Source organism: Streptacidiphilus sp. EB103A, assembly GCF_041261405.1.
Taxonomy (GTDB): domain Bacteria; phylum Actinomycetota; class Actinomycetes; order Streptomycetales; family Streptomycetaceae; genus Streptacidiphilus.
The window spans coordinates 248,498-273,046 of record NZ_JBGCAQ010000011.1 but is presented as its reverse complement, the minus strand read 5'-3'; the positions used below and the strand labels follow the sequence as shown (position 1 = coordinate 273,046).

Genomic DNA, 24,549 nt, shown 5'->3' with positions numbered 1-24,549 from the left:
TGATGGATTTCATTGCACGCGGGGCGCGTCACGGCCATGGGAACGGGACCGGGGGACGCGACCGAATACCTCAGGTTACCGGTGCTGGCGCAGGGGTTTCACATCCGTTGCGACGACGGGGGTCCGCCAGTGGAGTTTGACAATGGTTTCCAGTATAAATGAATATGGTTTTCATGACTGTGGGTGTCCATGGCGCGTGCGCGCACCGGAAAGCCGGTCCCGGCTGGCACAATGGCGGCGGCAGTCCTGTTCGAAAGCCCGCCCCTGAGGAGTCCCGGTGACGCCGTCGCCCGCGCAGCAGTCATCACCGCAGCCGTCGTCCCCCGCCCGGTCGACCCGGCAGCGCACGGCTGTCTCCTCACTGCTCGCCGAGGTCGACGACTTCCGCAGCGCGCAGGAGCTGCATGATCTGCTGAAGCACCGCGGCGACTCGGTCGGGCTCACCACCGTCTACCGCACCCTGCAGTCGCTGGCGGACGCCGGTGAGATCGACGTCCTGCGGACGAACGAGGGCGAGGCCGTCTACCGACGGTGCAGCAGTGGGCACCACCACCACCTGGTCTGCAGGTCCTGTGGACGGACGGTCGAGGTGGAGGGGCCGGCGGTGGAACGCTGGGCGGAGGGCGTGGCCCGCGACAACGGGTTCGTGGACGTGGCCCACACGCTGGAGATCTTCGGGACGTGCGCGGAGTGCGCAACGCAGTGAGGGCCGCCCGCTGCTGGGGTTGCTCACCGTCAGCGGGCTCTACCACCGCGGGTGGTTTCTGTTCGCGCAGTTCCCCGCGCCCCTAACACGTGCAACTGGCCCAGTTGCAGCACCTCAGGGGCGCGGGGAACTGCGCGAACATCAGCCACCCGCCGACGAAGAGCCCCTCGCGCGACCGGTCACCCCTGTTTGGGGAGGCTCACCTCGTTGGGGAGTGCCCCGCCGTAGCGACGGTCCCGAGAAGCGAACTCCTCGCAGGCGCGCCACAGGTCGCGCCGGTCGAAGTCCGGCCAGAGCACGTCCTGGAAGACCATCTCCGCGTACGCCGACTGCCAGAGCAGGAAGTTGGAGGTCCGCTGCTCTCCGCTGGGGCGGATGAAGAGGTCCACGTCCGGCATGTCGGGGTGGTACATGTACTTGGCGAGGGTCTTCTCGTTGACCTTCTTCGGGTCCAGCTTTCCAGCGGCGACGTCCGCCGCCAGCGCTGCCGCCGCGTCGGCGATCTCCGCGCGGCCGCCGTAGTTGACGCACATGTAGAGCGTCATCGCGTCGTTGTCGCGGGTCATCTCCTCGGCGATCTGGAGCTCCTGCACCACGCTCTTCCAGAGCTTGGGCATCCGCCCGGCCCAGCGGATGCGGATCCCCATCTCGTTCATCTCGTCGCGGCGGCGGTGGATGACGTCGCGGTTGAAGTTCATCAGGAAGCGGACCTCGTCCGGCGACCGCTTCCAGTTCTCGGTGGAGAAGGCGTAGAGCGAGAGGTTCCTCACACCCAGCTCGATACAGCCCTTGAGCACGTCCAGCACGACGCTCTCACCGACCTTGTGGCCCTCGGTCCGCGGCAGACCGCGCTCCTTGGCCCAGCGGCCGTTCCCGTCCATGACGACGGCCACATGCTCGGGGACCAGCTCGCCCGGGATCTTGGGCGGCAGGGCGCCACTGGGGTGCGGGGACGGGGGCAGGTACTCGCGCTGCCGACCGCCGCCGAAGAGACCGCGCCGTGCTGTTGCCATGAGCTCTCTGTTCTCCAACTCAACGATCGACGTACCGGAGCGAGCGAAGCCCCCGCTCCAGATGCCACTGGACGTACGCCGCGACCAGGCCGCTGCCCTCGCGGGCGTGCCGGGGTTCGGTCGCGTCCGCCGTCTCCCAGTCGCCGGACAGCAGCGCCCCCAGCAGTACCAGTGTCTCAGGGGAGGGTACGACACTGCCGGGCACGCGGCAGTCGGGACAGAGCGCCCCACCGGTCTGCACCGAGAAGAAGCGGTTGGGGCCCGGTATCCCGCACTTGGCGCAGTCGCCGAACGACGGGGCGTAACCGTTCACGGACAGTGAGCGCAGCAGGAAGGCGTCCAGCACCAGCGGGGAGTCGTGCTCGCCGGTGGCCAGCGTCCGCAGCGCGCCGATCAGCAGCAGGTACTGCTGGACCGCCGGCTCGCCCTCGTTCTCGGTGAAGCGCTCGGCGGTCTCCAGCATGGCCGTGGCAGCGGTGTAGCGGCCGTAGTCGTCGACGATCCGGCTCCCGTACGGAGTGATCGTCTCGACCTGGGTGCACAGCGCCAGATGGCGGCTGACCAGTTCCTCGCCGCGGGAGAAGAACTGCACGTCGACATGGGAGAAGGGTTCCAGCCGGGCGCCGAACTTGGACTTGGTGCGGCGTACTCCGCGGGCGACCGCGCGCACCCGGCCGTGCTGGCGGGTGAGCAGGGTGATGATGCGGTCCGCCTCGCCCAGTTTCTGGGTCCGGAGCACCACCCCGTCGTCGCGGAACAGACTCATGCCGTCATTGTCGCGCACGCGACCGACAGTCTCAGTCTCTGCCGTGTACGCGACCGACAGCCCGGGCCAGGACCGCTCAGGGGTGCGGCTGCCGGGTCGCCGCCGCCAGGGTCGCGTCGATCTCCGCAGGGGTGAGCTTGAGGCAGCGCCCGGCGGCGCGGAGCACCTCGCGCTCGGTGGGGCGGTACGGGCCGTCGGCGAGCGCGACCAGGGCGCCCTGGGTGAGCAGCCGCTCCCGCCCCGGGCCGATCAGGTGCGGGGCCAGCGGCTCCAGCGCGGTGTGGAGTTCCACCGCCAGCCCGCTGCCGCAGCCGTACAGCTCGACCAGGTCCTCGTCGCCGCCGGTGAGCGCGGCGAGGGCGGCCAGCACCTGGGGCTCGTCCAGTTCGGGGTAGCCGGCGTCGTGGATCACGCCGAGCGCGGTCTCGCGGGTGCCGCGGGCGGTGCCGCCGGCGGCGAGGACGGCGAGGACGACGGTGTACTGGGCGGTGCGGAGCATCGCCAGCAGATTGCTGGAGGTGGGGCGTTCCAGGGCGTCCAGGCCGTAGCGGGTCCGGCAGGCGGTGCACTGGAGCGTGGTCCCGGCGTCGCCGACCGGCAGCAGCGGGAGGCCGAGCAGCCGCAGCCATCTGCGTCCGCCCTGGCGACGGTAGTTGCGGTCGCCGCCGCAGCCCGCGCAGAAGAACTCCCCGAGCGACTCGGTGCGCCAACGCGCCCGGAGCTCGACCAGTTTGGGGGTCACCACCATCGTCACGGCACACTCCCCTGCCTGCAGCACCGACTCCTCTGTCGGTTGCACCGATGCTGCCATGCGCGATGACACCCTGTCAGTACCCCGGGCGGCTACCGGATCAGAAATTTGTGGCCGAGATCACCGGCCCCCGCCAGGTTTGGCGCGGGGGCCGGTGCTCACCAGCACTGATGCGATGCGGGTGTCAGCCGCGGTGCGCCCGGTTGACAGCGCTGACGACGGCCTTGATGGAGGCCCGGACGATGCTGGTGTCGATGCCGACCCCCCACAGCACCTGGCCGTCCACCGCGCACTCCCAGTAGGAGGCGGCCTGGGCGCCCGAGCCCTGGCTCAGGGTGTGCTCGACGTAGTCCAGCAGGCGGGCGTCGACGCCGATGGAGGCCAGCGCGCCGAAGAAGGCGTCGAGCGGGCCGTCGCCGGTACCGGACAGCTCGACCGGCGAACCGTCCACCACGGCCTGGACGGTGATCGCGTCCTTGCCCTCGGCGGTGGTGCCGGTGGCGTAGGCGCCCAGCTGGATCCGGCCCCAGGGGGCGTCCGGGGTGGGCAGGTACTCGTCCTCGAAGGCGGCCCAGATCTCGGCCGGGGTGACCTCGCCGCCCTCGGTGTCGGTCTTGGCCTGGATGATCTTCGAGAACTCGATCTGCATCCGGCGCGGCAGGTCCAGCTTGTGGTCGTTCTTCAGGACGTAGGCGATGCCGCCCTTGCCGGACTGGCTGTTGACCCGGATCACGGCCTCGTAGGAGCGGCCGACGTCCTTGGGGTCGATCGGCAGGTACGGCACACCCCAGGTGTGCTCGCCGACCGGGTGGCCGGCCGCGGCGGCGTCGGCCTCCAGGGCGTCGAAGCCCTTCTTGATGGCGTCCTGGTGGGAGCCGGAGAAGGACGTGTAGACCAGGTCGCCGGCGTAGGGGTGGCGCTCGGGGACGACCATCTGGTTGCAGTACTCGTACGTGCGACGGATCTCGTCGATGTCCGAGAAGTCGATCATCGGGTCCACGCCCTGGGAGAACAGGTTCATCCCGACATTGACCAGGTCCAGGTTGCCGGTGCGCTCGCCCTGCCCGAACAGGCAGCCCTCGACCCGGTCGGCGCCGGCCATCACGGCCAGTTCGGCGGAGGCGACGCCGGTGCCGCGGTCGTTGTGGGGGTGGGTGGACAGCGCGATGAACTCGCGGCGGGACAGGTTCCGCGACATCCACTCGATCTTGTCGGCGTAGACGTTGGGCGTGGAACGCTCCACCGTGGTCGGCAGGTTGAGGATGATCTCGCGGCCCTCGGCGGGCTGCCAGACGTCCATCACCGCCTCGCAGACCTCCAGCGCGAAGTCCAGCTCGGTGTCGATGAAGATCTCCGGCGAGTACTGGTAGCCGAAGACGGTGTCCTCGTCCAGCAGCTTCTCGGCGTACTCCATCACCAGCCGGGTGCCGTCCACGGCGATGTTCCTGATGTCCTCCCTGGACCCCTTGAACACCACCCGGCGGAACAGCGGAGAGGTCGCGTTGTAGAGGTGGACGGTCGCCTTGGGGGCGCCGACCAGGGACTCCACAGTGCGCGCGATCAGGTCCTCGCGGGCCTGGGTCAGCACGCTGATGGTGACGTCCTCGGGGATCGCGCCCTCTTCGACGATGGAGCGCACGAAGTCGAAGTCGGTGGCGCCGGAGGAGGGGAAACCGACCTCGATCTCCTTGTAGCCCATCCGCACCAGCAGGTCGAACATCGCCCGCTTGCGCGCCGGGGACATCGGGTCGATCAGGGCCTGGTTGCCGTCGCGCAGATCCGTGGACAGCCAGCGGGGGGCCTTGGTGATGACCTTGGACGGCCAGGTGCGGTCCGGCAGGTCGACGGTGCCGAAGGGTACGTAGCGCCGGAACGGCATCCCGGACGGCTGCTGGCGCACGGTGGCGGCGGTGACAGGGGTGGGCCGCTCATGGAAGGGCGTGTCGGACATGGGTTCATGCTCCCTGAGAGATTCGGGACGGAAGAAACCGACGACCGACGCTCCATACAAGCGCACAGCACAGCTCCCCGCGGCGAGGGAGTCGGCCTTATATGAACTACAGGCCCTCGCCGCGGCAGCTAAGAAGAAGCAGCCGGGCACGCATGATGTTTTCCACCATAACCCAGCCTCCCGAACCGCCACAGCAGAACCCACAGATGTTCCACCCTTTGAGACGCGCCCCATAGGGGCGCGGGGCTCTGCTTGATCAAAGGCGGGCGCAAACAGCAAGCACCCGCCAGCGTGCACCTCTGGCCGAATGGTAACCCTGTGCCCCACACTGACAACCATGCGTATCCAGGTGACCCGCTCCAGCGGCCCCCTCGGCGCCCCGCAGGGGTCCGTGCTGGAGACCGAGGGGCGCCCGGACGCCCCCCACATCCACGCGCTGGCACGCGAGGCCCTCGGGGCCTGCACCCGGACGCCGGCCTTCGGAGTGCCGGACGGGTGCCACTACACCATCAGCATCGACGGCCGCAGCCCGCGACACTGCGCCGAAACCCAGCTGACGGACAGTCAGTCCGACCTGATCGCCCTGGTGCTGGCCCAGGGCCAGTAGCCCCACCGTATGTCAAACACCTCATAACGCCCCCGCGCCAGGCTTCTGCTCTGGAAGGATGCCGAATGAGATGACTCAGCAATCAGCCGCCCGCACCGGCACACCCACCAGCGCCGACGTCGCCCGCCGCGCAGGCGTCTCCCGCGCCACCGTCTCGTACGTGCTCAACGACACCGCCGGGGGCCGCGTCAGCGAGCAGACCCGGCAGCGGGTCCGCGCCGCGGCCGACGAACTCGGCTACATCCCGCACGCCGCCGCGCGCTCGCTCCGCGCCGGGCACAGCGGAATCGTGCTGCTGACCACCCCGGACATCACCTTCGGCCCGCTGTTCAACGACTTCTACGCGGAACTGCGCTCGGGCCTGCGCGCCCACGGCTACACCGCCGTGCTCTACGGGGACACCGGCAACGACAGCGAGACCGCCGCCCGGCTCTGGGCGGAGCTGCGCCCCTCGGCCGTGATCGCCGGCCTGGGCACCGCGCTCACCCCGCGCTCGGCCGACCTGCTGAAGCGTTCCGGCACCCGCGCGGTGCTGACCCTGGGCGGGCCGCCGGTGCAGGGCGTGCACGCCCTGGTCATGGACCAGCGCGGGGTCGGCGCAGCCGCCGGAGCGCACCTGCTGGAACGCGGCCACCGCTCGATCGGCGTGATCGTCCCCACCGACCACTCCCTGGACCTGTTCAGCCTCCCCCGCCTGGCCGGGGTCCGCGCCGCCGCGGCCGCGGCGGCCAACGGCGGCCTGGTCGAGCGCCTGGACCTGGACTACACCGAGGAGGCCGCCGCAGACCTCGCCGCCCGCTGGCGCGGCCTCGGCCACACCGCGCTGTTCAGCTACAACGACGAGTTCGCGATGCTGCTGATGAGCGCCTTCCAGGACGCCGGGGTCGACATCCCCGGCGAGCTGGCGCTGGTCGGCGCCGACGATCTGCTGCTGGCCCGGCTGCTCCGGCCCAGACTGTCGACAGTGCGTCAGATCCTGCCCGGAGGAAGGCAGTTGGCGGACCTGATCGACCACCTTATCCGCCACCCGGACTCCCCGCCGGAGGTCGTCGACCTGCCGACGGCGACAGTCGTGGTCCGCGACTCGGGCTGACTGCCCGTTTCTGCCGACCTGCCGGCCCCTGCCGACCTGCCGTCAGAACCCCAGCTTGCGCAGCTGCTTGGGGTCGCGCTGCCAGTCCTTGGCGACCTTGACGTGCAGGTCGAGGAAGACCGGGGTGCCGAGCAGCGCCTCGATCTGCTGGCGGGCGACCGTGCCCACATGCTTCAGCCGGGCGCCCTTGGAACCGATCACGATGGCCTTCTGGCTCTGCCGCTCGATGTAGACATTGGCGTGGATGTCCAGCAGCGGCCGGCCCTCCGGACGTCCCTCGCGCGGCAGCATCTCCTCGACCACGACGGCGAGCGAGTGCGGCAGCTCGTCCCGCACGCCCTCCAGCGCGGCCTCGCGGATCAGCTCGGCGACCATGATCTGCTCGGGCTCGTCGGTGAGGTCGCCCTCCGGGTAGAGCAGCGGGCCCTCCGGCAGCAGCGGCACCAGCAGGTCCGCGAGCAGCTCCACCTGCGTGTTCGCGACGGCCGACACCGGAATGATCTCGGCCCACTCGAAGCCCAGTTCAGCGCCCAGCTGGGAGACGGCGATCAGCTGCTCGGCGAGCTGCTTGGAGTCCACCAGGTCGGTCTTGGTGACGATGGCGACCTTGGGGGTCCGCTTGATCGCGGCCAGCTCCTTGGCGATGAACTTGTCACCGGGGCCGAGCTTCTGGTCGGCGGGGAGGCAGAAGCCGATCACGTCGACCTCGGCCCAGGTGGAGCGCACCACGTCGTTGAGCCGCTCGCCCAGCAGGGTGCGCGGCTTGTGCAGCCCGGGGGTGTCCACCAGGATCAGCTGCGCGTCGGGCCGGTGCACGATGCCCCGGACGGTGTGGCGGGTGGTCTGCGGCCGGTCGGAGGTGATCGCGACCTTGGTGCCGACCAGGGCGTTGGTGAGGGTGGACTTCCCCGCGTTGGGGCGCCCGACGAAGCAGGCGAAGCCCGACCGGTGCGGGCGGGCCCCCAGAAGGGCGTCGTCGTCGGCAGCGGTGGCGGGCCTGGCGGACTGCTGGGTGGGGCGAGAGCTCATGGGGACCATTCTCCCCTATGCGGGGGAGCTGGATGGTCAGAGCCAGCGCAGCGGGTCGGCGAGGTCGATGTCCACCGGGAACGGGAGGTCGAGGGCGAGCCGCTTGCGGTGGACCCCCATCGGCGCATACGCGCCGATGGCCGCGTCCAGTTCGAAGACATGGACGGCCGGCTCCCCCTTCTCGTTCTCCACGCGCCAGAAGTGCGCGAAGCCGGCCCCCGCGTACTTGCGCGGCTTGACCTCACGGTCGCGCTCCTCGGACTCGGCAGAGACCACTTCGATCGCCAGCAGCACGTCCGACGGCTTGAAATCGGTCTGCCCGAGCCCGGAGACCGCCGACCGGGGCACCACCATCAGATCCGGCTCCGGGCGGTTCCTCCGGTTGAGGGTGACGGTCATTTCCCTGATGAGGGCCAGATCCGACGGCTTGGCTGCGCGCAGGCCGTACGCCAGCAGCTCAATCACGCAGTAGTGGAAAGTGGACTGCGCGCCCATGAAGGTCAGGCTCCCGTCAAGCAGCTCCGTGTGCGGAGGCAGGTTGGGAAGCCTGTCGAGGTCTTCCGCGACCCAGCCGTCTGCTGGCGGAGTGGGCCAGGTGACCTGAGGTTCGACGGTCATTAGTGCTCCCATGGGCAGGATCCTCGCCGACGGGTCAAGCGTACCCATAGCAGTTTCCTGATCACTCATCCGAACGAGGGAGCGTGCACGTACTACTTGCGCTTGAACAGCGCCCCTATGCCCCCCACCACGGTGAACAGCGCCACGATGATCGAGGCGGCGAGCCAGCCGGGATTCCGGTCCTCCTGCCAGTGCCCCATCCCCATCAGCACGAACAGGACCCCCGCGATGAAACCTATGCCCCCCACGGCACCCCTCCCTGAAAGACATCCGCCCCGACCCTAGCGGGGTCGGGGCGGATGACAAGACGTCCGTTCGAGGATGGCGTCGGCGGACGGCTCAGCTCGCGGGGGTGGTGAGCCGCAGGGTGCCGTCGGGGCCGGCCAGCAGCACCGGGGTACCGGCGCCGCCGAGGTCCCGTACCGCGGCGAGGTCGTCGGCGGCGACCGCCTCGGCCGCGCTGACGACCGCCGCCGCCTCCAGCCCCTTGGCGCCGCTGGCCACGGCCATCGCCACCGCCGTCTGCAGGGCGCTGAGCCTCAGCGACTCCAGCGCCACCGACCCGGCGACGTAGGTCCGCCCGGTCTCGTCGCGCACCGCCGCACCCTCGGGCGCGCCGTTGCGGGCACGGACCGACCGCGCCAGGGTGATGATCTTTTTGTCCTCGGGATCGATGGAATCCGCCGGAGTTTGGGGGGCCGCCTCGTCGCTCATGCGTCCGAGGATAAGGCCCGGCCGGGGTCCCTCACTGCCTGGTCAGCACGACCACCGGGATCGGCCCGGGCGCCGTCGCCTGGAAGTCGTCCAACGACGGCAGCCGCTCCAGCATCACCGCCCACAGCTGCTCCCGCTCCGCGCCCGTGGCGTCCTCCGCCACGGCCTGGAAGCGCTCCGTCCCGACCTCCACCGTCACCACCGGATCGGCCGACAGGTTGTAGTACCACCCCGGCCGCATCGGCCGCCCCCCGTTCGCGGCGAACACCGCCCACCGCCGCCCCGCACCCCCATCAGCCGAAACCGCCGCCAACGGCGACACCCGCAACTCCCCACTCTTCGCCCCGCGCGTGGTGAGCAGGAGCAGGGTGTGCCCCGCGAACGAACCGCCCACCACCCCCTCGTTGGCCCGGAACTCCTCGATGACCTTCTCGTTCCACTCACGTCGCTGCGCCTGGTCCATCCGGGCAATCCCCTTGTCACATCGTTCAGTTCGAGCACGGCGCGCGCGGGTGCGAGCGCCGTGGTGACCATCCTGCCCCTCGCGGGCGGTCGGAAGCTGTAGGTGGCTTGCATCGCGCCACCGATGCCGCCCACCAGCGGAGCCACCCCGCCTCCCCCGACCGCCACCCCACCCCCGTTGATAAATACCCGCCTCCCTGCATAGCGTGCGCGGCATGACGACTCATCGGATCGGCGTGATGTACGACCGTGACTGGGCACCTGAGGGGCTGCTGCCGTTCGCCCGGGACGTGGAGGCGCTGGGGGTCGAAGACCTGTGGGTGGTCGAGGACCTGGGGTGGACCGGTTCGATCGCGTCCGCTGCTGCGGCGCTCGCGGTGACCGAGCGGTTGCGGGTCGGGATCGGGATCACCCCCGCGCCGTTGCGCAGTCCCGCGCTGCTGGCGATGGAGCTGGCCGCGCTGGCGCGGATGTTCCCCGGGCGGTTGACGGCGGGGGTCGGGCACGGGGTGCGCGAGTGGATGGAGAAGGCGGGGGTGGCTCCGCGCAGTCCGCTGGCGCTGCTGGAGGAGACGGTGCAGGCCGTGCGCGGGCTGCTGCGCGGTGAGGAGGTGACGGTCCAGGGGCGGGAGGTGAGCCTGGACGGCGTACGGCTGGTGCATCCGCCCGCCGTGGTGCCGCAGGTGCTGGCCGGGGTGGTACGGCCCCGCTCGCTGGAGCTGGCGGGGCGCGTCGCCGACGGGGCGATCATCGCCGAGGGCCATGGGCCCGACGATCTGTCATCCGCCATGCAGCACATGCTGAAGGGACGCGACGAGAAGGCGGCGCGGCCCAACCTCACCGTGTTCGCCTTCCTCTGCGTCGAGGACGACCCTCAGCGGCTCCGGAGCACCGTCGGCCCCGCCCTGGACGGCCACGCCGCCTGGCTCGGCCGCTCCCCCGAGGACGTGTTCGCTGCGGCGGGCCCGGCCCCCACCGCCGCCACCCGGGTGCGGGAGTTGTGGGCGGCGGGGGCCGACACGGTGGTACTGCGGGCGGTCGGCCCGGAGCCGTTCCGGCAGATCGAGGCGGCCGTCAGGGAGTTGCGCGGCTGATCCGGCGCAGCGCCAGCTCGGCCAGCAGGGCCGCGCCGTCGGCCAGGACGGAGTCGGCGAAGGCCGCCTCCGGCGAGTGGTTGTACGGGGCGGTCTCCGGGTCCAGGCCGTCCACGCAGGCGCCGAGGAAGAAGTAGCCGGAGGGGATCTGCTCGGCGACGTAGGAGAAGTCCTCGGCACCCGCCAGGGGCTGGTCCATCGTCGTCCAGCGGTCCTCGCCGAGCAGGGCCTTCGCCGTCTCCTGCACGAAGGCGGCCTCGCCGCCGTCGTTCACCGTGACCGGGTACATGTCGCTGAAGACGGCGTCGACCTCCAGCCCATGGGCCTCCGCGACGCCCCGCACCACCCGCAGTGCCTCCTCGCGTACCCGTTCCCGCGCCTCCGGGGAGAAGGAGCGGACGGTGGTCTCGAAGAACGCGTCGTCCGGGATGACGTTGTTGATGGTTCCGGCCCGCAGCAGCCCCGTGGTGAGGACGACCGGGTCGAAGACGCTGAAGCGGCGGGTCACCATGGTCTGCAGCGCGAGCACCGCTTCGCAGGCCGCCGGGACCGGATCGAGGGCGGCGAACGGAGCCGACCCGTGACCGCCGCGGCCCCGCATGGTGACGGTGAGGGTGTCTGCGGCGGCCATGATCGTCCCCGGGCGGCCGAGGACCTGCCCCTGCGGCATCGCGGAGGAGACGTGCAGCGCGTAGGCGGCGACCGGGGTGCTGCCGGAGGCGGCCAGCAGCCCCTCGTCCAGCATCACCTTGGCGCCGCCCAGGCCCTCCTCCCCCGGCTGGAACATGAAGACCACGTCACCGGCTATCTGCTCGCGCCGCTCGCAGAGCAGCCGGACCGCGCCCATCAGCACGGCCACGTGCAGGTCGTGGCCGCAGGCGTGCATCACTCCGGGGACGGTCGAGGCGAAGGGCAGCCCGCTGGTCTCCTGCACCGGCAGCGCGTCCATGTCGCCGCGCAGCAGGACGGTCGGGCCGGGGCCGGCGCCGCCGCGCAGTACGGCCGTGACCGAGCCGAGTTTCTCGCCGAGGGTGATCTCCAGCGGCAGCCCGTCCAGCACGGCGAGCACCTTGGCCTGGGTGCGCGGGAGTTCGAGGCCGATCTCGGGGTCCTGGTGCACGGCGTGCCGCAGGGCGACGAGGTCGGGCTGGAGGGCGTGGGCGGATTCGAGCAGGGGCGGGAGGGGCGCGGTGGAGGTCATGGGGTCAGGAGTATCACTGGACGGCGTGTGGTCACCAGGGCGCGGGGACCTGTTCGATTGGTGCTCTACCGCCGTTTCGCGCAGTTCCCCGCGCCCCTATCGGGCTCAGTCGGATTCGGGGCGTTCCTCGTCGTCGTCCGGGGCGTCGCGGAGGACGGGTTCGGCGAGGAGGGTGCCGATGCGGTTGCGGCGGCCGGCGGTGCTCTCGGCGGTCAGGCGGATGGCGCTGATGGGGAGTTCCTCGTCCTCGGGTACCGGGACCTCGACGCCGGAGCCGGGAATCGGCACCCGGCCCAGGGCCTTGGCCAGCAGGCCGCCGACCGTCTCGACGTCCTCGTCCTCCAGCTCGATGCCGAACAGCTCGCCCAGCTCCTCGACCGGCAGCCGCGCGGTGATCCGGAACGCACCGTGGTCGAGCTGCTCCACCGGCGGCGACTCGCGGTCGTACTCGTCGGTGATCTCGCCGACGATCTCCTCCAGGATGTCCTCGATGGTGACCAGGCCGGCCGTGCCGCCGTACTCGTCGATGACGACGGCGACATGGATCCGGTCCCGCTGCATCTCCCGCAGCAGGTCCGCCACCGGCTTGCTGTCGGGGACGTAGGTGGCCTGCCGCATCACCGAGCTGACCGGCTCGTTCTCGGCCTCCCGGTTCACATGGGTGCGCCGGACCAGGTCCTTGAGGTAGACGATGCCGACGACGTCGTCCTCGTTCTCGCCGACCACCGGCATCCGGGAGAAGCCGCTGCGCAGGGCCAGGGTGAGCGCCTGACGCACGGTCTTCTCGCGTTCGATCATCACCAGGTCGGTCCGGGGGACCATCACCTCGCGGACGATGGTGTCGCCGAGTTCGAAGACCGAGTGCACCATCCGGCGCTCCTCGTCCTCGATCAGCGAGTCCTTCTCGGCCAGGTCGACCAGCGCCCGCAGCTCCGCCTCCGAGGCGAAGGGGCCCTCGCGGAAGCCCTTGCCGGGGGTGAGCGCGTTGCCGATCAGGATCAGCAGCTGCGGGATCGGGCCGAGGATCCGGTTCAGCGGCAGCAGCACCACGGAGGCGGCCGTGGACACGTTCATGGGGTGCTGGCGCCCGATGGTGCGCGGCGACACGCCCACCGCCACGTACGAGACCAGCACCATCGCTCCGATGGCGACCAGCAGCGCGGCCCAGGTCTCGTGGAAGGTGCGGACGCAGACCACGGTCACCAGGACAGCCGAGGCCATCTCGCAGGTGACCCGGATCAGCGTCGCCAGGTTGAGGTAGCGGATCGGCTCCGCCGCCACCGTGAGCATGCCCTTGGCCCCGCGCCGGCCATGGCGGACGGCCTCCTCGGCCCGGAACCGGGACACCCGGGAGATGGCCGCCTCGGCGCAGGCCGCCAGCCAGGCGAACACCACCAGCAGGACGGCCAGGACGAGGAAGCCGGTACTGTTGCCGCTCATTTCCGGCGCCCGCTCACCGGGTCGTCGGGGCCGGGGACGGCCCCGTCTCGCCGCGCTCGGCGCGCCAGTCGTCCAGGATCCGCTTCTGCAGCCCGAACATCTCGCGCTCCTCGTCCGGGTCCTCGTGGTCGTATCCGAGGACGTGCAGCACCCCGTGGACGGTGAGCAACTGCAGCTCGGCGTCCATGGAGTGGCCGTTCGCCTTGCCCTGGGCGGTGGCCACCTCCGGGCAGAGCACGATGTCGCCGAGCAGGCCCTGCGGCAGCTCCTCGTCCTCCTTGCCCGGACGCAGCTCGTCCATGGGGAAGGACATCACGTCGGTCGGTCCTGGCTCGTCCATCCACTGGATGTGCAGCGCCTCCATCGCCTCCGCGTCCACCACGATGACGGAGAGCTCGGAGAGCGGGTGGATGCGCATCCGGTCCAGGGCGAAGCGGGCGATGTCCAGGATCGCCTGCTCGTCCACCTCCGTGCCGGACTCGTTGTTGATGTCGATCGACATGGGGAGTTCGGATCTCAGCTTTCGTTGCGTCGGGGCGTTCGGGGCTTGCGCGGGGGTGCGCTCTCCTGAGCGGCGTCGTACTGCCCATAGGCGTCCACGATCTTCCCGACCAGCTTGTGGCGGACCACGTCCTGGCTGGTCAGACGGCTGAAGTGAATGTCCTCCACCTCGCCGAGAATCTCCTGGACGATCTTCAGCCCACTCGTGGTACCGCCCGGCAGGTCGATCTGGGTGACGTCACCGGTCACCACGATCTTGGAGTTGAAACCGAGCCGGGTCAGGAACATCTTCATCTGCTCGGCACTGGTGTTCTGCGCCTCGTCCAGAATGATGAACGCATCATTCAACGTCCTACCCCGCATGTATGCCAGCGGGGCGACCTCGATCGTTCCGGCGGCCATCAGGCGGGGGATGGAGTCGGGGTCGATCATGTCGTGGAGGGCGTCGTAGAGGGGGCGGAGGTAGGGGTCGATCTTCTCGTAGAGGGTGCCGGGGAGGAAGCCCAGGCGTTCGCCCGCCTCGACGGCGGGGCGGGTGAGGATGATCCGGGTGACCTGCTTGGCCTGCAGGGCCTGGACGGCCTTGGCCATGGCGAGGTAGGTCTTACCGGTGCCGGCCGGGCCGATGCCGAAGACGATGGTGTGGCGGTCGATGGCGTCGACGTAGTTCTGCTGGTTGAGCGTCTTGGGGCGGATCGAGCGGCCGCGGTTGGACAGGATGTTGGCGGTGAACACCGACGAGGGGCTCAGGGTGCCCTCGGGGCTGGTCGGGTCCTCTTCGGCCTTGCGCAGCATGGCGATGGAACGCTCCACGGAGTCCTCGGTCAGGGGCTGGCCGGTGCGCAGCACCAGCATCATCTCGTCGAACAGGTGCTGGACCAGGCGGATCCCGGTCCGGTCGCCGGTGGCGGTGATCTCATTGCCGCGGGCGTGGATGTCGAGGTCCGGGAAGGCCTTCTCGATCACCTTCAGGAGCGAGTCACCGGCGCCGAGGACGCTCACCATCGGGTGCTTCTCCGGGATCACGATCTTGGCCTGGGCCTGCGCCGGCACCTGCTGGGCGCGCTGTGCTTGGGGTGTCGTAGAAGTCATGGGTCGGCGCTGAGGCCTGCCTCATCCCATCTCTCTATCGGGTCCGCCAGCCTCTGTGGCATCGCTGAGGCCTGGTGTGACAAGGGTACGACGGCCGGTAGGGCCGGAGAGAACGATGGTCCGCCCGTGGCGCGGGCGACGCCAGTGGTTTTGTTCAGACATCGTGCCGCCGCGGCGGGACCGGGACCCGCAGCAGGTCCTCGGCGAGGACGATCTCGCCGTCGAAGTGCTGCCGGGCCTCGGCGAGGTGGCCGGCGGTGTCGGGGTAGCGCTGGGAGAAGTGGGTGAGCACCAGGGTGCGCACGCCCGCCTCGGCGGCGGCACGGGCCGCCTGGGCGGCGGTGAGGTGGCCGTGGTCGCGGGCCAGGGCGGCCTCCGGCTCCAGGAAGGTGGCCTCGATGACCAGCAGGTCGACTCCCTGGGCCAGTGCGGCGACCCCCTCGCACAGCCTGGTGTCCATCACGAAGGCCGCGCTCTGGCCCTGCCGCACCTCGCTGACCTGGTCGAGGGTCACCGTGGAGCCGTCGTCGAGGGTGAGCGCGCCGTCCCGCTGGAGCCGTCCGACGGCCGGTCCGGCGATGCCGTGGGCGGCCAGCCGGTCCGGCAGCATGCGGCGCCCGTCGGGTTCGGTGAGGCGGTAGCCGAAGGACTCGACCGGATGGGAGAGGGGTTCGGCGGTGAGGATGAACGGTGCCCCTGCGGCCTTGAGCTCACCCGCGGCGGCGATGGGTTCGGGCAGCAGTTCGACGGTCTCGTGGAAGGCGCTGGCGTGGCGCAGCCGGTCGAAGAACTGCTGGCCGGAGGCGGGGTAGTAGGCGCTGACGGCATGCGGTGCCCGGTCCAGGTTGATCCGCTGGATGATGCCGGGCAGGCCGAGGCAGTGGTCGCCGTGGAAGTGGGAGACGCAGATCCGGGTGACGGCGTGCGAGCTGACTCCGGCGTACAGCAGCTGCCGCTGGGTGCCCTCGCCCGGGTCGAACAGCAGTCCCTCGCCGTCCCAGAGCAGCAGGTAGCCGTTGTGGTTGCGGTGCCGGGTGGGGACCTGACTGGCCGTCCCCAGCACCACCAGCTCGCGTTGCGACATCCGGTGGTCAGACCAGCTTCTCGCGCAGCCCGTCCCCGCCGCCGAGGACGTGGACGTGTGCGTGGAACACGGTCTGACCGGCGCCGGCACCGGTGTTGAAGATCAGTCGGTAGCCGGCCCCGCCGGTCGACTCGGCCACCTTCTCCTCCTCGGCGACCCGGCCGGCCTCGGCCAGCAGCGTGCCGGCCAGGACCGGCTCGGCCTCGGCGAGGGCCGCCGCGTGCGGGTAGTGCGCCTTGGGGACGACCAGCACATGGGTGGGGGCCTGCGGGTTGATGTCGCGGAACGCCAGCGTGGTCCCGGTCTCCCGGACCACGGTCGCCGGGATCTCCCTCGCCACGATCCTGCAGAACAGGCAGTCCGCCTGCGGCTCACCCGACACGTCGCGCTCCTCGTGCTCGTTGCGGTCCTCCGCATCGTAGCCCGGTCACTCCATCCGCTCACTCCACCCGCCGCTTCGCCCGCTGGACCAGCACCGCCGCCGTCCGCAGCGCGGTCAACTGGACGGCCACCGCGGCGAACACCATCTCGCCCCAGTACGACGCCAGGGCCGGGACCAGCAGCAGCGCGAAGGCGGCCAGCGAGAAGGCCGCGACGCCGAGCAGGACCAGCAGGACGTAGGCGCTGCCGCGGACGGTGCGCAGCAGCGGACCCCGGAGCTGCGGCGGTACCTGGCGGGCGGCCCAGACCGCCCAGACCGCCCAGCCGGCGAGCAGGACGGCCATCAGCGCGCCCCGCACCACCCAGCCGCCGTGGGGCACGGCGATGACGCCCACCTCGGCGACGACCAGGGCCGCGACCGAGATCCAGCGAGCCTTGGAGATCAGCCGCACCGCGACGACCTTGAGGTTGTGGATGCCCAGCTCCGCGCCCTTGGCGGAGGCGGCGACGGCGGCGAAGCCCTGGGCCGCCGCGTAGTTCTCGCCGCGTCGCATCTGGATCAGGGCGAGCTGGTTCCTGGCGGAGCGCTGCTCGGGGTTGAGCCGCAGCGCCTCCCGGTAGCAGGCCTCGGCCTCGTCCTGGTGTCCGGCGCGCTCGGCCACCCGGCCGGCGTAGAAGTGGGTCTCCGCCTCGTGCGGGGCCAGTTCCCTGGCGCGGTGCGCGGCCTCCCGTGCGCGCCGGTCGTCGCCGCCGCGGCCGGGGTCGGCGAGCAGCCCCCGGGCCATGATCATGTGCCCGGACCAGTTCAGCGGCTCGCGGCTGACCGCCTCCGACGCGGCGCGGTGGGCCTCCTGCCAGCGCTTCAGCTCGGCCAGCGAGAGCGCGCGCCAGCGCCAGGCCGCGGCGAGCGCCGGATTGTGCGCCAGCGCCTGGTCGGCCGCGTGCAGGGCCGCCTCGAAGTCGTCGGTGCGGTAGCAGCAGCGAGCCATCGCGGACCAGGCCTGGGCGTCCCCCGGCACCTCGGCGAGGGCCTCGGCGAGCAGTCCGCGGGCCTGGTCGTGGCGGCCGAGGTCCATCAGCGCACGGGCCCGGGTCACCCGGTCCGCAGTGGTCACAGGCGGCGGGTCCGCTTCAGGAAGGCCAGCAGTTCGTCGTAGGTGCCGCCCTCGTTGGCGAACATGGCGACGTTCCGGGCGGCGGTGAACCAGGACTCGATGGAGGGCCTGACCTCCTTGGCCGCGGCCAGCAGGTCGGGCATCCCGATCATGCGGACCCTGCCGCTGGCGGCGGAGTCCAGCAGGGCGGCCTCCGCGGCCGTCTCGCAGAGGTGGGCCAGGTCGGCGCCGGACCAGCCGTCGGTCTTCTTCGCCAGCTTGGAGAGCTCGACGCCCTCGATCGGACGGTCCCTCAGGTGGTAGCGCAGGATGGACTCGCGGGCCTCCTGGTCCGGCGGGAGCACCAGCAGGGTGCGGTCCAGGCGGCCCGGGCGGCGCAGCGCGGTGTCCACGTCCCAGGGCGAGTTGGTGGCGGCGAGGACGAACACGCCGTCGTTGTCGTACTGTGCGCCGTCGAGCTCCAGCAGCAGCTGGTTGACGGTGCCGCGCATGGCGTTGTGGCGCATGCTGCTGCGCTTGCCGCCGACGGCGTCGATCTCGTCCAGGAAGACCACGCAGGGCGCGTTGGCGCGGGCGGCGGCGAAGACGTCGTGGAGGTTGCGCTCGGACTGGCCGATGTACATGTCGAGGATGTCGCTGAGGCTGACGGAGAGGAACTTCGCGCCCAACTCCCCTGCCACGGCACGGGCGATGAAGGTCTTGCCGCAGCCCGGCGGACCGTAGAGGAGCAGGCCGCCGCGGAGCGACTTGCCGTACAGGCGCCGGAGTTCGGGGTTGCGCATGGGGGCGAGGAAGGCCGCTTCGAGCCGCTTCTTGACCTCGGTCATGCCCCCGACGTCGGCGAGGACGACGTGGCTGCTCTCGATGTCCCAGGCCGGTTCCTCGCCGGGGTCGTCCTCACCGTCGGCCGCGGCGGGCTCGACGAAGCGGGGCTGGACGGTGTCGCTGAGCTGCTGCTCGGCCGAGGCCCAGTCGAAGGAGACGACGGGCGGCGGATCGGTCGGCGACGGCGGGGGCGCGGTGTCGGGCGCGGGGGCGCCCATCGCGCGCAGCATCAACTTCCTTGCCTCGGCGCTCCCGGGCTCGTGCTGGAGCGCCGCGGCGATCTGGGTGACGGCCTGATCGGACTCGCCGTCGTCCAGCAGCAGCGCCGCAAGATGCAGGCGCAGCGGGACATCCGCCGGGGCCGCCTCGACGGCGGAGCGCAGACTGCGTATCAGCGGAGTGTCTTCAGCCATGCCGCTGACCCTAACCGGCCGGTCAACCCCGTTGCGGGGCGGGGGGATCGCCCCGTGGGCGAACGAGTTCTTCGGGTGCGGGCCGTGCATGGCTGGTCGCGCAGTTCCCCGCGCCCCTAGGGGGCTGCAACTTCCCCACTGCGGTTCAGTTGCAGCTACCCAGGGGCGCGGGGAACTGCGCGACAAGCCATGCACAATCCGCAGCCGAAAACGGGCCCTACAGCCCCGGGATCGGCGGCGGCACCGCAGCCGGGTTCCGCTCCAGCGCGGCCAGCGCCGTGCGGATGGCCTCGTCGAGCTGGGGGTCGCGGCGGGCGGCCCAGTCCTGCGGGGTGCAGACCACCTCGATGTCGGGGTCGATGCCGTGGTTCTCCACCCCGAAGCCGTAGCCGTCCAGCCAGAAGGCGTAGCGGGGCTGGGTGACCCCGGTGCCGTCCACCAGGGAGTAGCGGCCGTCGATGCCGATGACTCCGCCCCAGGTGCGCACGCCGACGACCGGGCCCAGCTTGAGGGCCTGGAAGGCGGCGTTGACGATGTCGCCGTCCGATCCGGCGAACTCGTCGGCCACCGACACCAGCGGGCCGCGCGGGGCGTCCATCGGGTAGGCGACCGGCGGGCTGGTGCGGACCAGGTCCCAGCCGACGATCCGGCGGTTGAGCTTCTCGATGATCAGCTGTGAGGTGTGGCCGCCGCGATTCTCCCGGACGTCCACGATCAGGCCCTCCCTGGCCATCTCGGCGCGCAGGTCGCGGTGGATCTGCGCCCAGCCGTTGGCCACCATGTCGGGGACGTGGAGGTAGCCGAGGCGCCCGCCGGACTGCTCGCGGACGTGGGCCCGGCGGCCGGCCACCCAGTCGTGGTAGCGCAGCGGCTCCTCGGTGGCGAGCGGGAGCACCACGACGGTACGGGTCGCCTCGCCCGCGCCGTCGGCCTGACCGATCGTCAGTTCCACCGGCTTGCCGGCCGTGCCGACCAGCAGCGGGCCGGGTCCCGCGGTGCTGTCCACCGGGACGCCGTCCACGGCCAGCACCGACTCACCGGCCCGGACGCTGACACCGGGCGCGCCGAGCGGCGAGCGGGCCGCCGGGTCGGAGGACTCGCCGGGCAGCACCCGGGCGACCCGCCACACCCCGGCCGGGTCGCGGACCAGGTCCGCGCCGAGCAGCCCCTGGCGGCGGTTGCCCGCCACGCCCTGGCCGGCGGGCTGGACGTAGGCGTGCGAGGTGCCCGGCTCGGCCTGCAGCTCCCAGAGCAGGTCGACCAGGTCGCTGTGGCTGCCGACCCGTTCCACCAGCGGGCGGTAACGGGCCTGGATGCCGGTCCAGTCGATGCCGTTCATGTCGACGCGCCAGAAGTTGTCACGCATCAGCCGGGCGGTCTCGTCGAACATCTGCCGCCACTCGGCGGCGGGGTCGACGGTGACCCGGACCCGGGAGAGGTCCACGGTTACGGCGTCGTCCTGCTCGTCCTTGCCGACCCTGCGGTCGGCCGGGACGATCCGCAGCTCGCCGCGGTCGACCACGGCGAGGCGGCTGCCGTCGCCGCTGACGGCGAACCGGTCCAGCTCGTCGACCAGGGTCTCGGCCCGGCGGGTGCCGAAGTCGAACCGCTCCAGGCTGCTGCGCTCGGCCTCGCCCTCCGGGGTGGCCTTGGCATTGCCCAGCTCGCCGGTGAGCGGGTGCTCCAGCCACACCACGCCGCCCTTGACGGCGCGCAGATGGGTGTAGCGGCCGCTGGACACCGGGAACGGGACGATCCGGTCGGAGAGGCCCTCCAGGTCGAGCCGGGTGCGGTCGGGAGCGTCGGTGTCGCCGGTGTCGCCGTCGTCGGCGGAGCTGTCGGCGGTGTCCTCGCCCGCGTCCTTGGCCGAGGCCGAGCCGGCGTCGTCGTCCTTGTCGTCGCCCTTGCCCAGGGCGCGGCCCAGCGGCTGCGGGCCGAACGGGGAGAGCGTGTCCGCCGCCAGAGTCAGCAGGTAGGGGCGGCAGGCGAGCGGGAAGGACAGGTCGAAGACGTGCTCGTCGTAGACCGGGTCGAAGTCGCGCATCGACAGGAAGGCGAGGTGCTTGCCGTCGGTGGTGAAGGTCGGCGCGTAGTCGTTGAAGCGGGGCGGGGTCAGCTCGGTGACGGTGCCCTCGGGGAGCTGGGCCAGCCGCAGCTGGCGCGGCACCTCCTCGGAGTTGGTCGAGTGGGACCAGACCAGCCACTGCGAGTCCGGCGCGAAGGCGAGGCCGCTGGCCTGCGCGGCGCCGCTGCGGTCCAGTTCGCGTACGGCGCCGTCGGCGACGGTGACCAGCAGCACCAGGCCGTCGCGGTTGGCCACGGCGAGGGTGGCGCCGTCCGGGGAGGCGGTGAGCTCCTCGACCCGGCCCAGGGCGCCGACGGCGACCCGGCGGCCGTCGGAGAACTCCAGCCCGTCCTCGCCCTCGGCGTCGGTGACCCAGACCGACCCGCCGTCAGGAAGCGCCTGCGGCAGACGGTTGCGCACGCCCGGCGTGGCCGAGAGCGTACGCGCCGGTCCGTCCCGGTGGGTGACCTGGTGGATGCTGCCGCGGACCTCGATGACGCTGGCCCGGGCCCCGGCGTCCGGGGAGATGCGCCCGAGGTGGCGGGCGGCGTTGATCGGGTACGGCTGGCGGTCGACCCGCGGGCCGCCGAGGCGGATGTCCAGACGGCGGGGCGGGGCGCCATCCGTCAGGTCCTCGACCAGGTGGAGCTCGCCGCCGCTGTGGTAGACCACCCGGGCGCCGTCGGTGGAGGCGTTGCGGGCGTAGAACTCGTGGTCGCTGTGGCGGGTGAGGTCGGAGCCGTCGGGCAGGCTGGACCAGAGCTGGGCGACTCCCTCGTGGTCACTCAGGAAGGCGACACGGTCGCCGACCCACATCGGGGAGTCGATGTTGGCACGGCCGTCGAGGTCGGCGTGCAGGCGGCTGAAGTCGCCCTCGGTGCCGATCCACAGCTTGCCGGCGGTGCCGCCCCGGTAGCGCTTCCAGTGGGCGGGCTCGCGGCCCATTCCGGCGCTGGACAGCAGGACGCGCTCCCCGCCGGGTTCGGCGGCGACGCCGCCGACACGGCCGTACTGCAGTTCCCGGGCCGGGCCGCCGTCCAGGGGGACGGCGTAGGCCCAGGGGTGTGCGCGCGACATCCGGCCGACCGAGCTCAGGGCGAGGACCTCGCCGTCGGCGGTCCAGCCCAGCACTGTGGTCTGCTGGCTGCCCCAGTAGGTCAGCCGCCGCGAGGGGCCGCCGTCGGCTGGTGCGAGGTGCACCTCCGGTGCGCCGTCCCGGGTCGAAGCCCAGGCGATCCACTCGCCGTCCGGCGAGATCCGTGGGCGGGCCACGGGGACCTGGTCGGCGCTCACCCGCCAGGCGCGGCCGCCGGCCACCGGGGCGAGCCAGACGTCGTCCTCGGCCACGAAGGTGACCAGGTCAGCTTGGATGTGGGGGTAACGGAGGTAGCTGTCGGCTTGAGTCACGCGGTCACCCTAGCTGTCACCCCGGACAGTGGAACGGGGTTTTGGCTGACGGCGATACGTGCGGGCTGGAGCGGGGTTCTCGCGCAGTTCCCCGCGCCCCTTGGGTGGGATTGTGGCTGAGGCCGGTGGGTGAGTGCGGGTCAGCGTGGGTTTTTCGCGCAGTTCCCCGCGCCCCTGAGCAAGTGCAACTGGGCCAGTTGCAAACGTGTAGGGGCGCGGGGAACTGCGCGACAAGCCGACTACGGTCCGTCAGGGGTGCTCTAGGCCCAGCGACCGGTGCGGGCGAGGAGGACCGAGCCTGCCGCCACGCCTGCCGTGGAGGTGCGGAGGACTGACGGGCCCAGGCGGTAAGGGGCGGCATTGACGGCTGCGAAGTGGGCGAGCTCCTCGGGGGAGACGCCGCCTTCGGGGCCCACCACCAGGATGATGTCGCCCTTGGTGGGGAGTTCCGCCGTAGCCAGGGGCAGGGAACCCTCCTCGTGGAGGACCGCACCGAGGGCCGCGCCGGAGAGGAGTTCGGCGACCTGACGGGTGGTCATCGGGTCGCGGACCACCGGGAAGCGGAGGCGGCGGGACTGCTTGCCCGCCTCCCGTGCCGTGGCGCGCCACTTGGCCAGGGCCTTGGCCCCGCGCTCGCCCTTCCACTGGGTGATGCAGCGCGAGGCCGCCCAGGGCACCACCTCGTCCACGCCCGCCTCGGTCATCAGCTCGACCGCGAGCTCCCCGCGGTCCCCCTTGGGCAGCGCCTGGACCACCACCACCCGCACCGCGGGCTCGGGTTCGGTGAGCAGCGCGTCGACCCGGACCTCCAGCACGTCCTTGCCGACCACCCCCACCACCGAGCCCGAAACGGCCGCTCCCGCGCCGTCCGCGAGCACCACCGGCTCGCCCACGGTGAGCCTGCGTACGGCGACGGCATGACGGCCCTCGGGGCCGTCCAGCCGCACCACCGCCCCGACCGGGGCCAGCTGCGCGCTGTCGACGACGAACACCGGGGCTGTCATGCCGTACCTACTCCAGAACTGTGCTGACGGGCGCTCAGGCGCGACCGTTGAAGGCGTCCTTCAGGCGGGAGAACAGGCCCTGCTGCCCGGGCGCGAAGGTCCCCTTGGGGCGCTCCTCGCCGCGCAGCTTGGCCAGCCGCCGCAGCAGCTCCTCCTGCTCGGGGTCGAGCTTGCTGGGCGTCTGCACCTCGACGTGCACTATGAGGTCGCCGCGTCCGCCGCCGCGCAGGTGGGTGATGCCGCGTCCGTGCAGCGGGATGGACTGGCCGGACTGGGTGCCGGGCCGGACGTCGATCTCGACGGTGCCGTCCAGGGTCTCCAGCGGGACCTTGGTGCCGAGCGCCGCCGCCGTCATCGGCAAAGTGACCGTGCAGTGCAGGTCGTCGCCGCGGCGCTGGAAGGTGGAGTGGGCGTTCTCGCTGATCTCGACGTAGAGGTCGCCGGCCGGGCCGCCGCCGGGGCCGACCTCGCCCTCGCCCGCGAGCTGGATCCGGGTGCCGTTGTCGACACCGGCCGGGATCTTGACGGTCAGCGTGCGCCGCGCGCGGACCCGGCCGTCCCCGGCGCACTCCGGGCAGGGGGTGGGCACGACCGTGCCGAAGCCCTGGCACTGCGGGCAGGGGCGGGAGGTCATGACCTGGCCCAGGAAGGACCGGGTGACCTGGGACACCTCGCCGCGGCCGCGACACATGTCACAGGTCTGCGCGGAGGTGCCCGGGGCCGCGCCCTCGCCGTTGCAGGTGGTGCAGACGACGGCGGTGTCGACCTGGATGTCCTTGGTGGTGCCGAACGCGGCCTCTTCGAGGTCGATGTCGATCCGGATCATCGCGTCCTGGCCGCGCCGGGTGCGCGAGCGCGGCCCGCGCTGGCCCCCGGACGCGCCGAAGAAGGCGTCCATGATGTCGCTGAAGCCGAAGCCCGCGCCGGCGCCGAAGCCGCCGGGGCCCGCGCCGCCGCCGCTCGCGGAGAGCGGATCGCCGCCGAGGTCGTAGACCTGCCGCTTGTTGGGGTCGGAGAGGACCTCGTAGGCGGCGTTGATCTCCTTGAACCGCTCCTGGGTCTTCGGGTCGGGGTTGACGTCCGGATGGAGCTCGCGCGCCAGTCGGCGGAACGCCTTCTTGATCTCGTCCTGACCCGCGTCACGCCGGACGCCGAGTACCGCGTAGTAGTCCGTGGCCACCAAAATGCTCCGCTTGTCTTCGTTTCCAGGGCTTGGG

At 71.5% G+C, this 24,549-nt stretch carries 24 protein-coding genes; 4 read left to right on the top strand and 20 right to left on the bottom strand.

From position 1 onward, the window contains the following. Positions 1 to 277 precede the first annotated feature (277 nt). Positions 278 to 706 (top strand): Fur family transcriptional regulator, encoded by a 429-nt coding sequence (locus ABH941_RS20220; protein ID WP_370130811.1) that lies wholly within the window; start codon positions 278 to 280, stop codon positions 704 to 706. A 179-nt stretch (positions 707 to 885) separates the two neighbouring features. On the opposite strand, the gene ABH941_RS20215 is transcribed toward ABH941_RS20220, so the two are convergent. The 4 genes from ABH941_RS20215 to leuA all read right to left on the bottom strand — a co-directional run bounded on the left by ABH941_RS20215 (position 886) and on the right by leuA (position 5,187). After that, the gene (locus ABH941_RS20215) at positions 886 to 1,719 is read right to left on the bottom strand and encodes an isoprenyl transferase (RefSeq protein WP_370130810.1); all 834 of its coding nucleotides are present in this window, start codon (positions 1,717 to 1,719) and stop codon (positions 886 to 888) included. A 19-nt stretch (positions 1,720 to 1,738) separates the two neighbouring features. After that, positions 1,739 to 2,485 (bottom strand): DNA repair protein RecO, encoded by a 747-nt coding sequence (gene recO / locus ABH941_RS20210; protein ID WP_370130809.1) that lies wholly within the window; start codon positions 2,483 to 2,485, stop codon positions 1,739 to 1,741. A gap of 76 nt (positions 2,486 to 2,561) precedes the next feature. Then, positions 2,562 to 3,233, bottom strand: coding sequence for a TerB family tellurite resistance protein (locus ABH941_RS20205; RefSeq protein ID WP_370130836.1), 672 nt, complete (start codon positions 3,231 to 3,233; stop codon positions 2,562 to 2,564). A gap of 187 nt (positions 3,234 to 3,420) precedes the next feature. Beyond that, positions 3,421 to 5,187 carry a 2-isopropylmalate synthase gene (gene leuA, locus ABH941_RS20200; RefSeq protein ID WP_370130808.1) on the bottom strand — a complete coding sequence of 589 codons (1,767 nt, stop codon included), beginning with the start codon at positions 5,185 to 5,187 and terminating at the stop codon, positions 3,421 to 3,423. 337 nt (positions 5,188 to 5,524) lie between these two features. Between leuA and ABH941_RS20195 the strand changes: the two genes are divergently transcribed. Together ABH941_RS20195 and ABH941_RS20190 are read left to right on the top strand one after the other, a co-directional pair. After that, a complete protein-coding gene (locus ABH941_RS20195) occupies positions 5,525 to 5,794 on the top strand; it encodes a hypothetical protein (RefSeq protein ID WP_370130807.1) in 270 nt (89 codons plus the stop codon). 70 nt (positions 5,795 to 5,864) lie between these two features. Continuing rightward, complete coding sequence (locus ABH941_RS20190) at positions 5,865 to 6,887, top strand: LacI family DNA-binding transcriptional regulator (RefSeq protein WP_370130806.1); 1,023 nt, start codon at positions 5,865 to 5,867, stop codon at positions 6,885 to 6,887. 42 nt (positions 6,888 to 6,929) lie between these two features. On the opposite strand, the gene era is transcribed toward ABH941_RS20190, so the two are convergent. The 5 genes from era to ABH941_RS20165 form a co-directional block, all read right to left on the bottom strand. Next, a complete protein-coding gene (gene era / locus ABH941_RS20185) occupies positions 6,930 to 7,925 on the bottom strand; it encodes a GTPase Era (RefSeq protein ID WP_370130805.1) in 996 nt (331 codons plus the stop codon). A 27-nt stretch (positions 7,926 to 7,952) separates the two neighbouring features. After that, a complete protein-coding gene (locus tag ABH941_RS20180) occupies positions 7,953 to 8,582 on the bottom strand; it encodes a Uma2 family endonuclease (RefSeq protein ID WP_370130804.1) in 630 nt (209 codons plus the stop codon). Between the two features lie 44 nt (positions 8,583 to 8,626). Beyond that, positions 8,627 to 8,782, bottom strand: a complete 156-nt coding sequence (locus tag ABH941_RS20175; protein ID WP_370130803.1) for a hypothetical protein — start codon at positions 8,780 to 8,782, stop codon at positions 8,627 to 8,629. 91 nt (positions 8,783 to 8,873) lie between these two features. After that, positions 8,874 to 9,248 carry a cytidine deaminase gene (locus tag ABH941_RS20170; protein WP_370130802.1) on the bottom strand — a complete coding sequence of 125 codons (375 nt, stop codon included), beginning with the start codon at positions 9,246 to 9,248 and terminating at the stop codon, positions 8,874 to 8,876. Positions 9,249 to 9,279: 31 nt separating this feature from the next. Then, a complete protein-coding gene (locus ABH941_RS20165) occupies positions 9,280 to 9,711 on the bottom strand; it encodes a nitroreductase/quinone reductase family protein (protein WP_370130801.1) in 432 nt (143 codons plus the stop codon). Positions 9,712 to 9,925: 214 nt separating this feature from the next. Between ABH941_RS20165 and ABH941_RS20160 the strand changes: the two genes are divergently transcribed. Further along, the gene (locus tag ABH941_RS20160; protein WP_370130800.1) at positions 9,926 to 10,804 is read left to right on the top strand and encodes an LLM class flavin-dependent oxidoreductase; all 879 of its coding nucleotides are present in this window, start codon (positions 9,926 to 9,928) and stop codon (positions 10,802 to 10,804) included. On the opposite strand, the gene ABH941_RS20155 is transcribed toward ABH941_RS20160, so the two are convergent. The 11 genes from ABH941_RS20155 to dnaJ form a co-directional block, all read right to left on the bottom strand. Beyond that, positions 10,785 to 12,005 carry a M20 family metallopeptidase gene (locus tag ABH941_RS20155; RefSeq protein WP_370130799.1) on the bottom strand — a complete coding sequence of 407 codons (1,221 nt, stop codon included), beginning with the start codon at positions 12,003 to 12,005 and terminating at the stop codon, positions 10,785 to 10,787. The two genes, ABH941_RS20160 and ABH941_RS20155, sit on opposite strands and share 20 nt — an antisense overlap. Before the next feature lie 105 nt (positions 12,006 to 12,110). Continuing rightward, complete coding sequence (locus ABH941_RS20150) at positions 12,111 to 13,445, bottom strand: hemolysin family protein (protein WP_370130798.1); 1,335 nt, start codon at positions 13,443 to 13,445, stop codon at positions 12,111 to 12,113. A gap of 13 nt (positions 13,446 to 13,458) precedes the next feature. Beyond that, entirely contained in the window at positions 13,459 to 13,947 is a 489-nt protein-coding gene (gene ybeY / locus ABH941_RS20145; RefSeq protein WP_134009711.1) for an rRNA maturation RNase YbeY, read from the bottom strand. 14 nt (positions 13,948 to 13,961) lie between these two features. After that, positions 13,962 to 15,038: a PhoH family protein gene (locus tag ABH941_RS20140; RefSeq protein WP_134009709.1), complete on the bottom strand. Its 1,077-nt coding sequence runs from the start codon at positions 15,036 to 15,038 to the stop codon at positions 13,962 to 13,964. A 154-nt stretch (positions 15,039 to 15,192) separates the two neighbouring features. Then, on the bottom strand, positions 15,193 to 16,122 hold the full coding sequence (locus tag ABH941_RS20135) for a ribonuclease Z (RefSeq protein ID WP_370130797.1): 930 nt from the start codon (positions 16,120 to 16,122) through the stop codon (positions 15,193 to 15,195). Between the two features lie 7 nt (positions 16,123 to 16,129). Further along, positions 16,130 to 16,504 carry a histidine triad nucleotide-binding protein gene (locus ABH941_RS20130; RefSeq protein ID WP_370130796.1) on the bottom strand — a complete coding sequence of 125 codons (375 nt, stop codon included), beginning with the start codon at positions 16,502 to 16,504 and terminating at the stop codon, positions 16,130 to 16,132. Positions 16,505 to 16,562: 58 nt separating this feature from the next. After that, positions 16,563 to 17,618, bottom strand: coding sequence for a tetratricopeptide repeat protein (locus ABH941_RS20125; RefSeq protein ID WP_370130795.1), 1,056 nt, complete (start codon positions 17,616 to 17,618; stop codon positions 16,563 to 16,565). Further along, a complete protein-coding gene (locus ABH941_RS20120) occupies positions 17,615 to 18,856 on the bottom strand; it encodes a 26S protease regulatory subunit (protein WP_370130794.1) in 1,242 nt (413 codons plus the stop codon). Before ABH941_RS20120 ends, ABH941_RS20125 begins: the two co-directional genes overlap by 4 nt. 217 nt (positions 18,857 to 19,073) lie before the next feature. Further along, the gene (locus tag ABH941_RS20115) at positions 19,074 to 22,328 is read right to left on the bottom strand and encodes a PDZ domain-containing protein (RefSeq protein ID WP_370130793.1); all 3,255 of its coding nucleotides are present in this window, start codon (positions 22,326 to 22,328) and stop codon (positions 19,074 to 19,076) included. A 260-nt stretch (positions 22,329 to 22,588) separates the two neighbouring features. Further along, positions 22,589 to 23,332, bottom strand: a complete 744-nt coding sequence (locus ABH941_RS20110) for a 16S rRNA (uracil(1498)-N(3))-methyltransferase (protein WP_370130792.1) — start codon at positions 23,330 to 23,332, stop codon at positions 22,589 to 22,591. Between the two features lie 34 nt (positions 23,333 to 23,366). Then, positions 23,367 to 24,512, bottom strand: a complete 1,146-nt coding sequence (gene dnaJ / locus ABH941_RS20105; protein ID WP_370130791.1) for a molecular chaperone DnaJ — start codon at positions 24,510 to 24,512, stop codon at positions 23,367 to 23,369. Positions 24,513 to 24,549 lie beyond the last annotated feature (37 nt).

Coding starts and splice junctions, on each gene's coding strand:
- ABH941_RS20215 (WP_370130810.1), bottom strand. CDS start 1,719: ATGGCAACAGCACGGCGCGGTCTCTTCGGCGGCGGTCGGCAGCGCGAG.
- recO (WP_370130809.1), bottom strand. CDS start 2,485: ATGAGTCTGTTCCGCGACGACGGGGTGGTGCTCCGGACCCAGAAACTG.
- ABH941_RS20205 (WP_370130836.1), bottom strand. CDS start 3,233: ATGGTGGTGACCCCCAAACTGGTCGAGCTCCGGGCGCGTTGGCGCACC.
- leuA (WP_370130808.1), bottom strand. CDS start 5,187: ATGTCCGACACGCCCTTCCATGAGCGGCCCACCCCTGTCACCGCCGCC.
- ABH941_RS20195 (WP_370130807.1), top strand. CDS start 5,525: ATGCGTATCCAGGTGACCCGCTCCAGCGGCCCCCTCGGCGCCCCGCAG.
- ABH941_RS20190 (WP_370130806.1), top strand. CDS start 5,865: ATGACTCAGCAATCAGCCGCCCGCACCGGCACACCCACCAGCGCCGAC.
- era (WP_370130805.1), bottom strand. CDS start 7,925: ATGGTCCCCATGAGCTCTCGCCCCACCCAGCAGTCCGCCAGGCCCGCC.
- ABH941_RS20180 (WP_370130804.1), bottom strand. CDS start 8,582: ATGGGTACGCTTGACCCGTCGGCGAGGATCCTGCCCATGGGAGCACTA.
- ABH941_RS20170 (WP_370130802.1), bottom strand. CDS start 9,248: ATGAGCGACGAGGCGGCCCCCCAAACTCCGGCGGATTCCATCGATCCC.
- ABH941_RS20165 (WP_370130801.1), bottom strand. CDS start 9,711: ATGGACCAGGCGCAGCGACGTGAGTGGAACGAGAAGGTCATCGAGGAG.
- ABH941_RS20160 (WP_370130800.1), top strand. CDS start 9,926: ATGACGACTCATCGGATCGGCGTGATGTACGACCGTGACTGGGCACCT.
- ABH941_RS20155 (WP_370130799.1), bottom strand. CDS start 12,005: ATGACCTCCACCGCGCCCCTCCCGCCCCTGCTCGAATCCGCCCACGCC.
- ABH941_RS20150 (WP_370130798.1), bottom strand. CDS start 13,445: ATGAGCGGCAACAGTACCGGCTTCCTCGTCCTGGCCGTCCTGCTGGTG.
- ybeY (WP_134009711.1), bottom strand. CDS start 13,947: ATGTCGATCGACATCAACAACGAGTCCGGCACGGAGGTGGACGAGCAG.
- ABH941_RS20140 (WP_134009709.1), bottom strand. CDS start 15,038: ATGACTTCTACGACACCCCAAGCACAGCGCGCCCAGCAGGTGCCGGCG.
- ABH941_RS20135 (WP_370130797.1), bottom strand. CDS start 16,122: ATGTCGCAACGCGAGCTGGTGGTGCTGGGGACGGCCAGTCAGGTCCCC.
- ABH941_RS20120 (WP_370130794.1), bottom strand. CDS start 18,856: ATGGCTGAAGACACTCCGCTGATACGCAGTCTGCGCTCCGCCGTCGAG.
- ABH941_RS20110 (WP_370130792.1), bottom strand. CDS start 23,332: ATGACAGCCCCGGTGTTCGTCGTCGACAGCGCGCAGCTGGCCCCGGTC.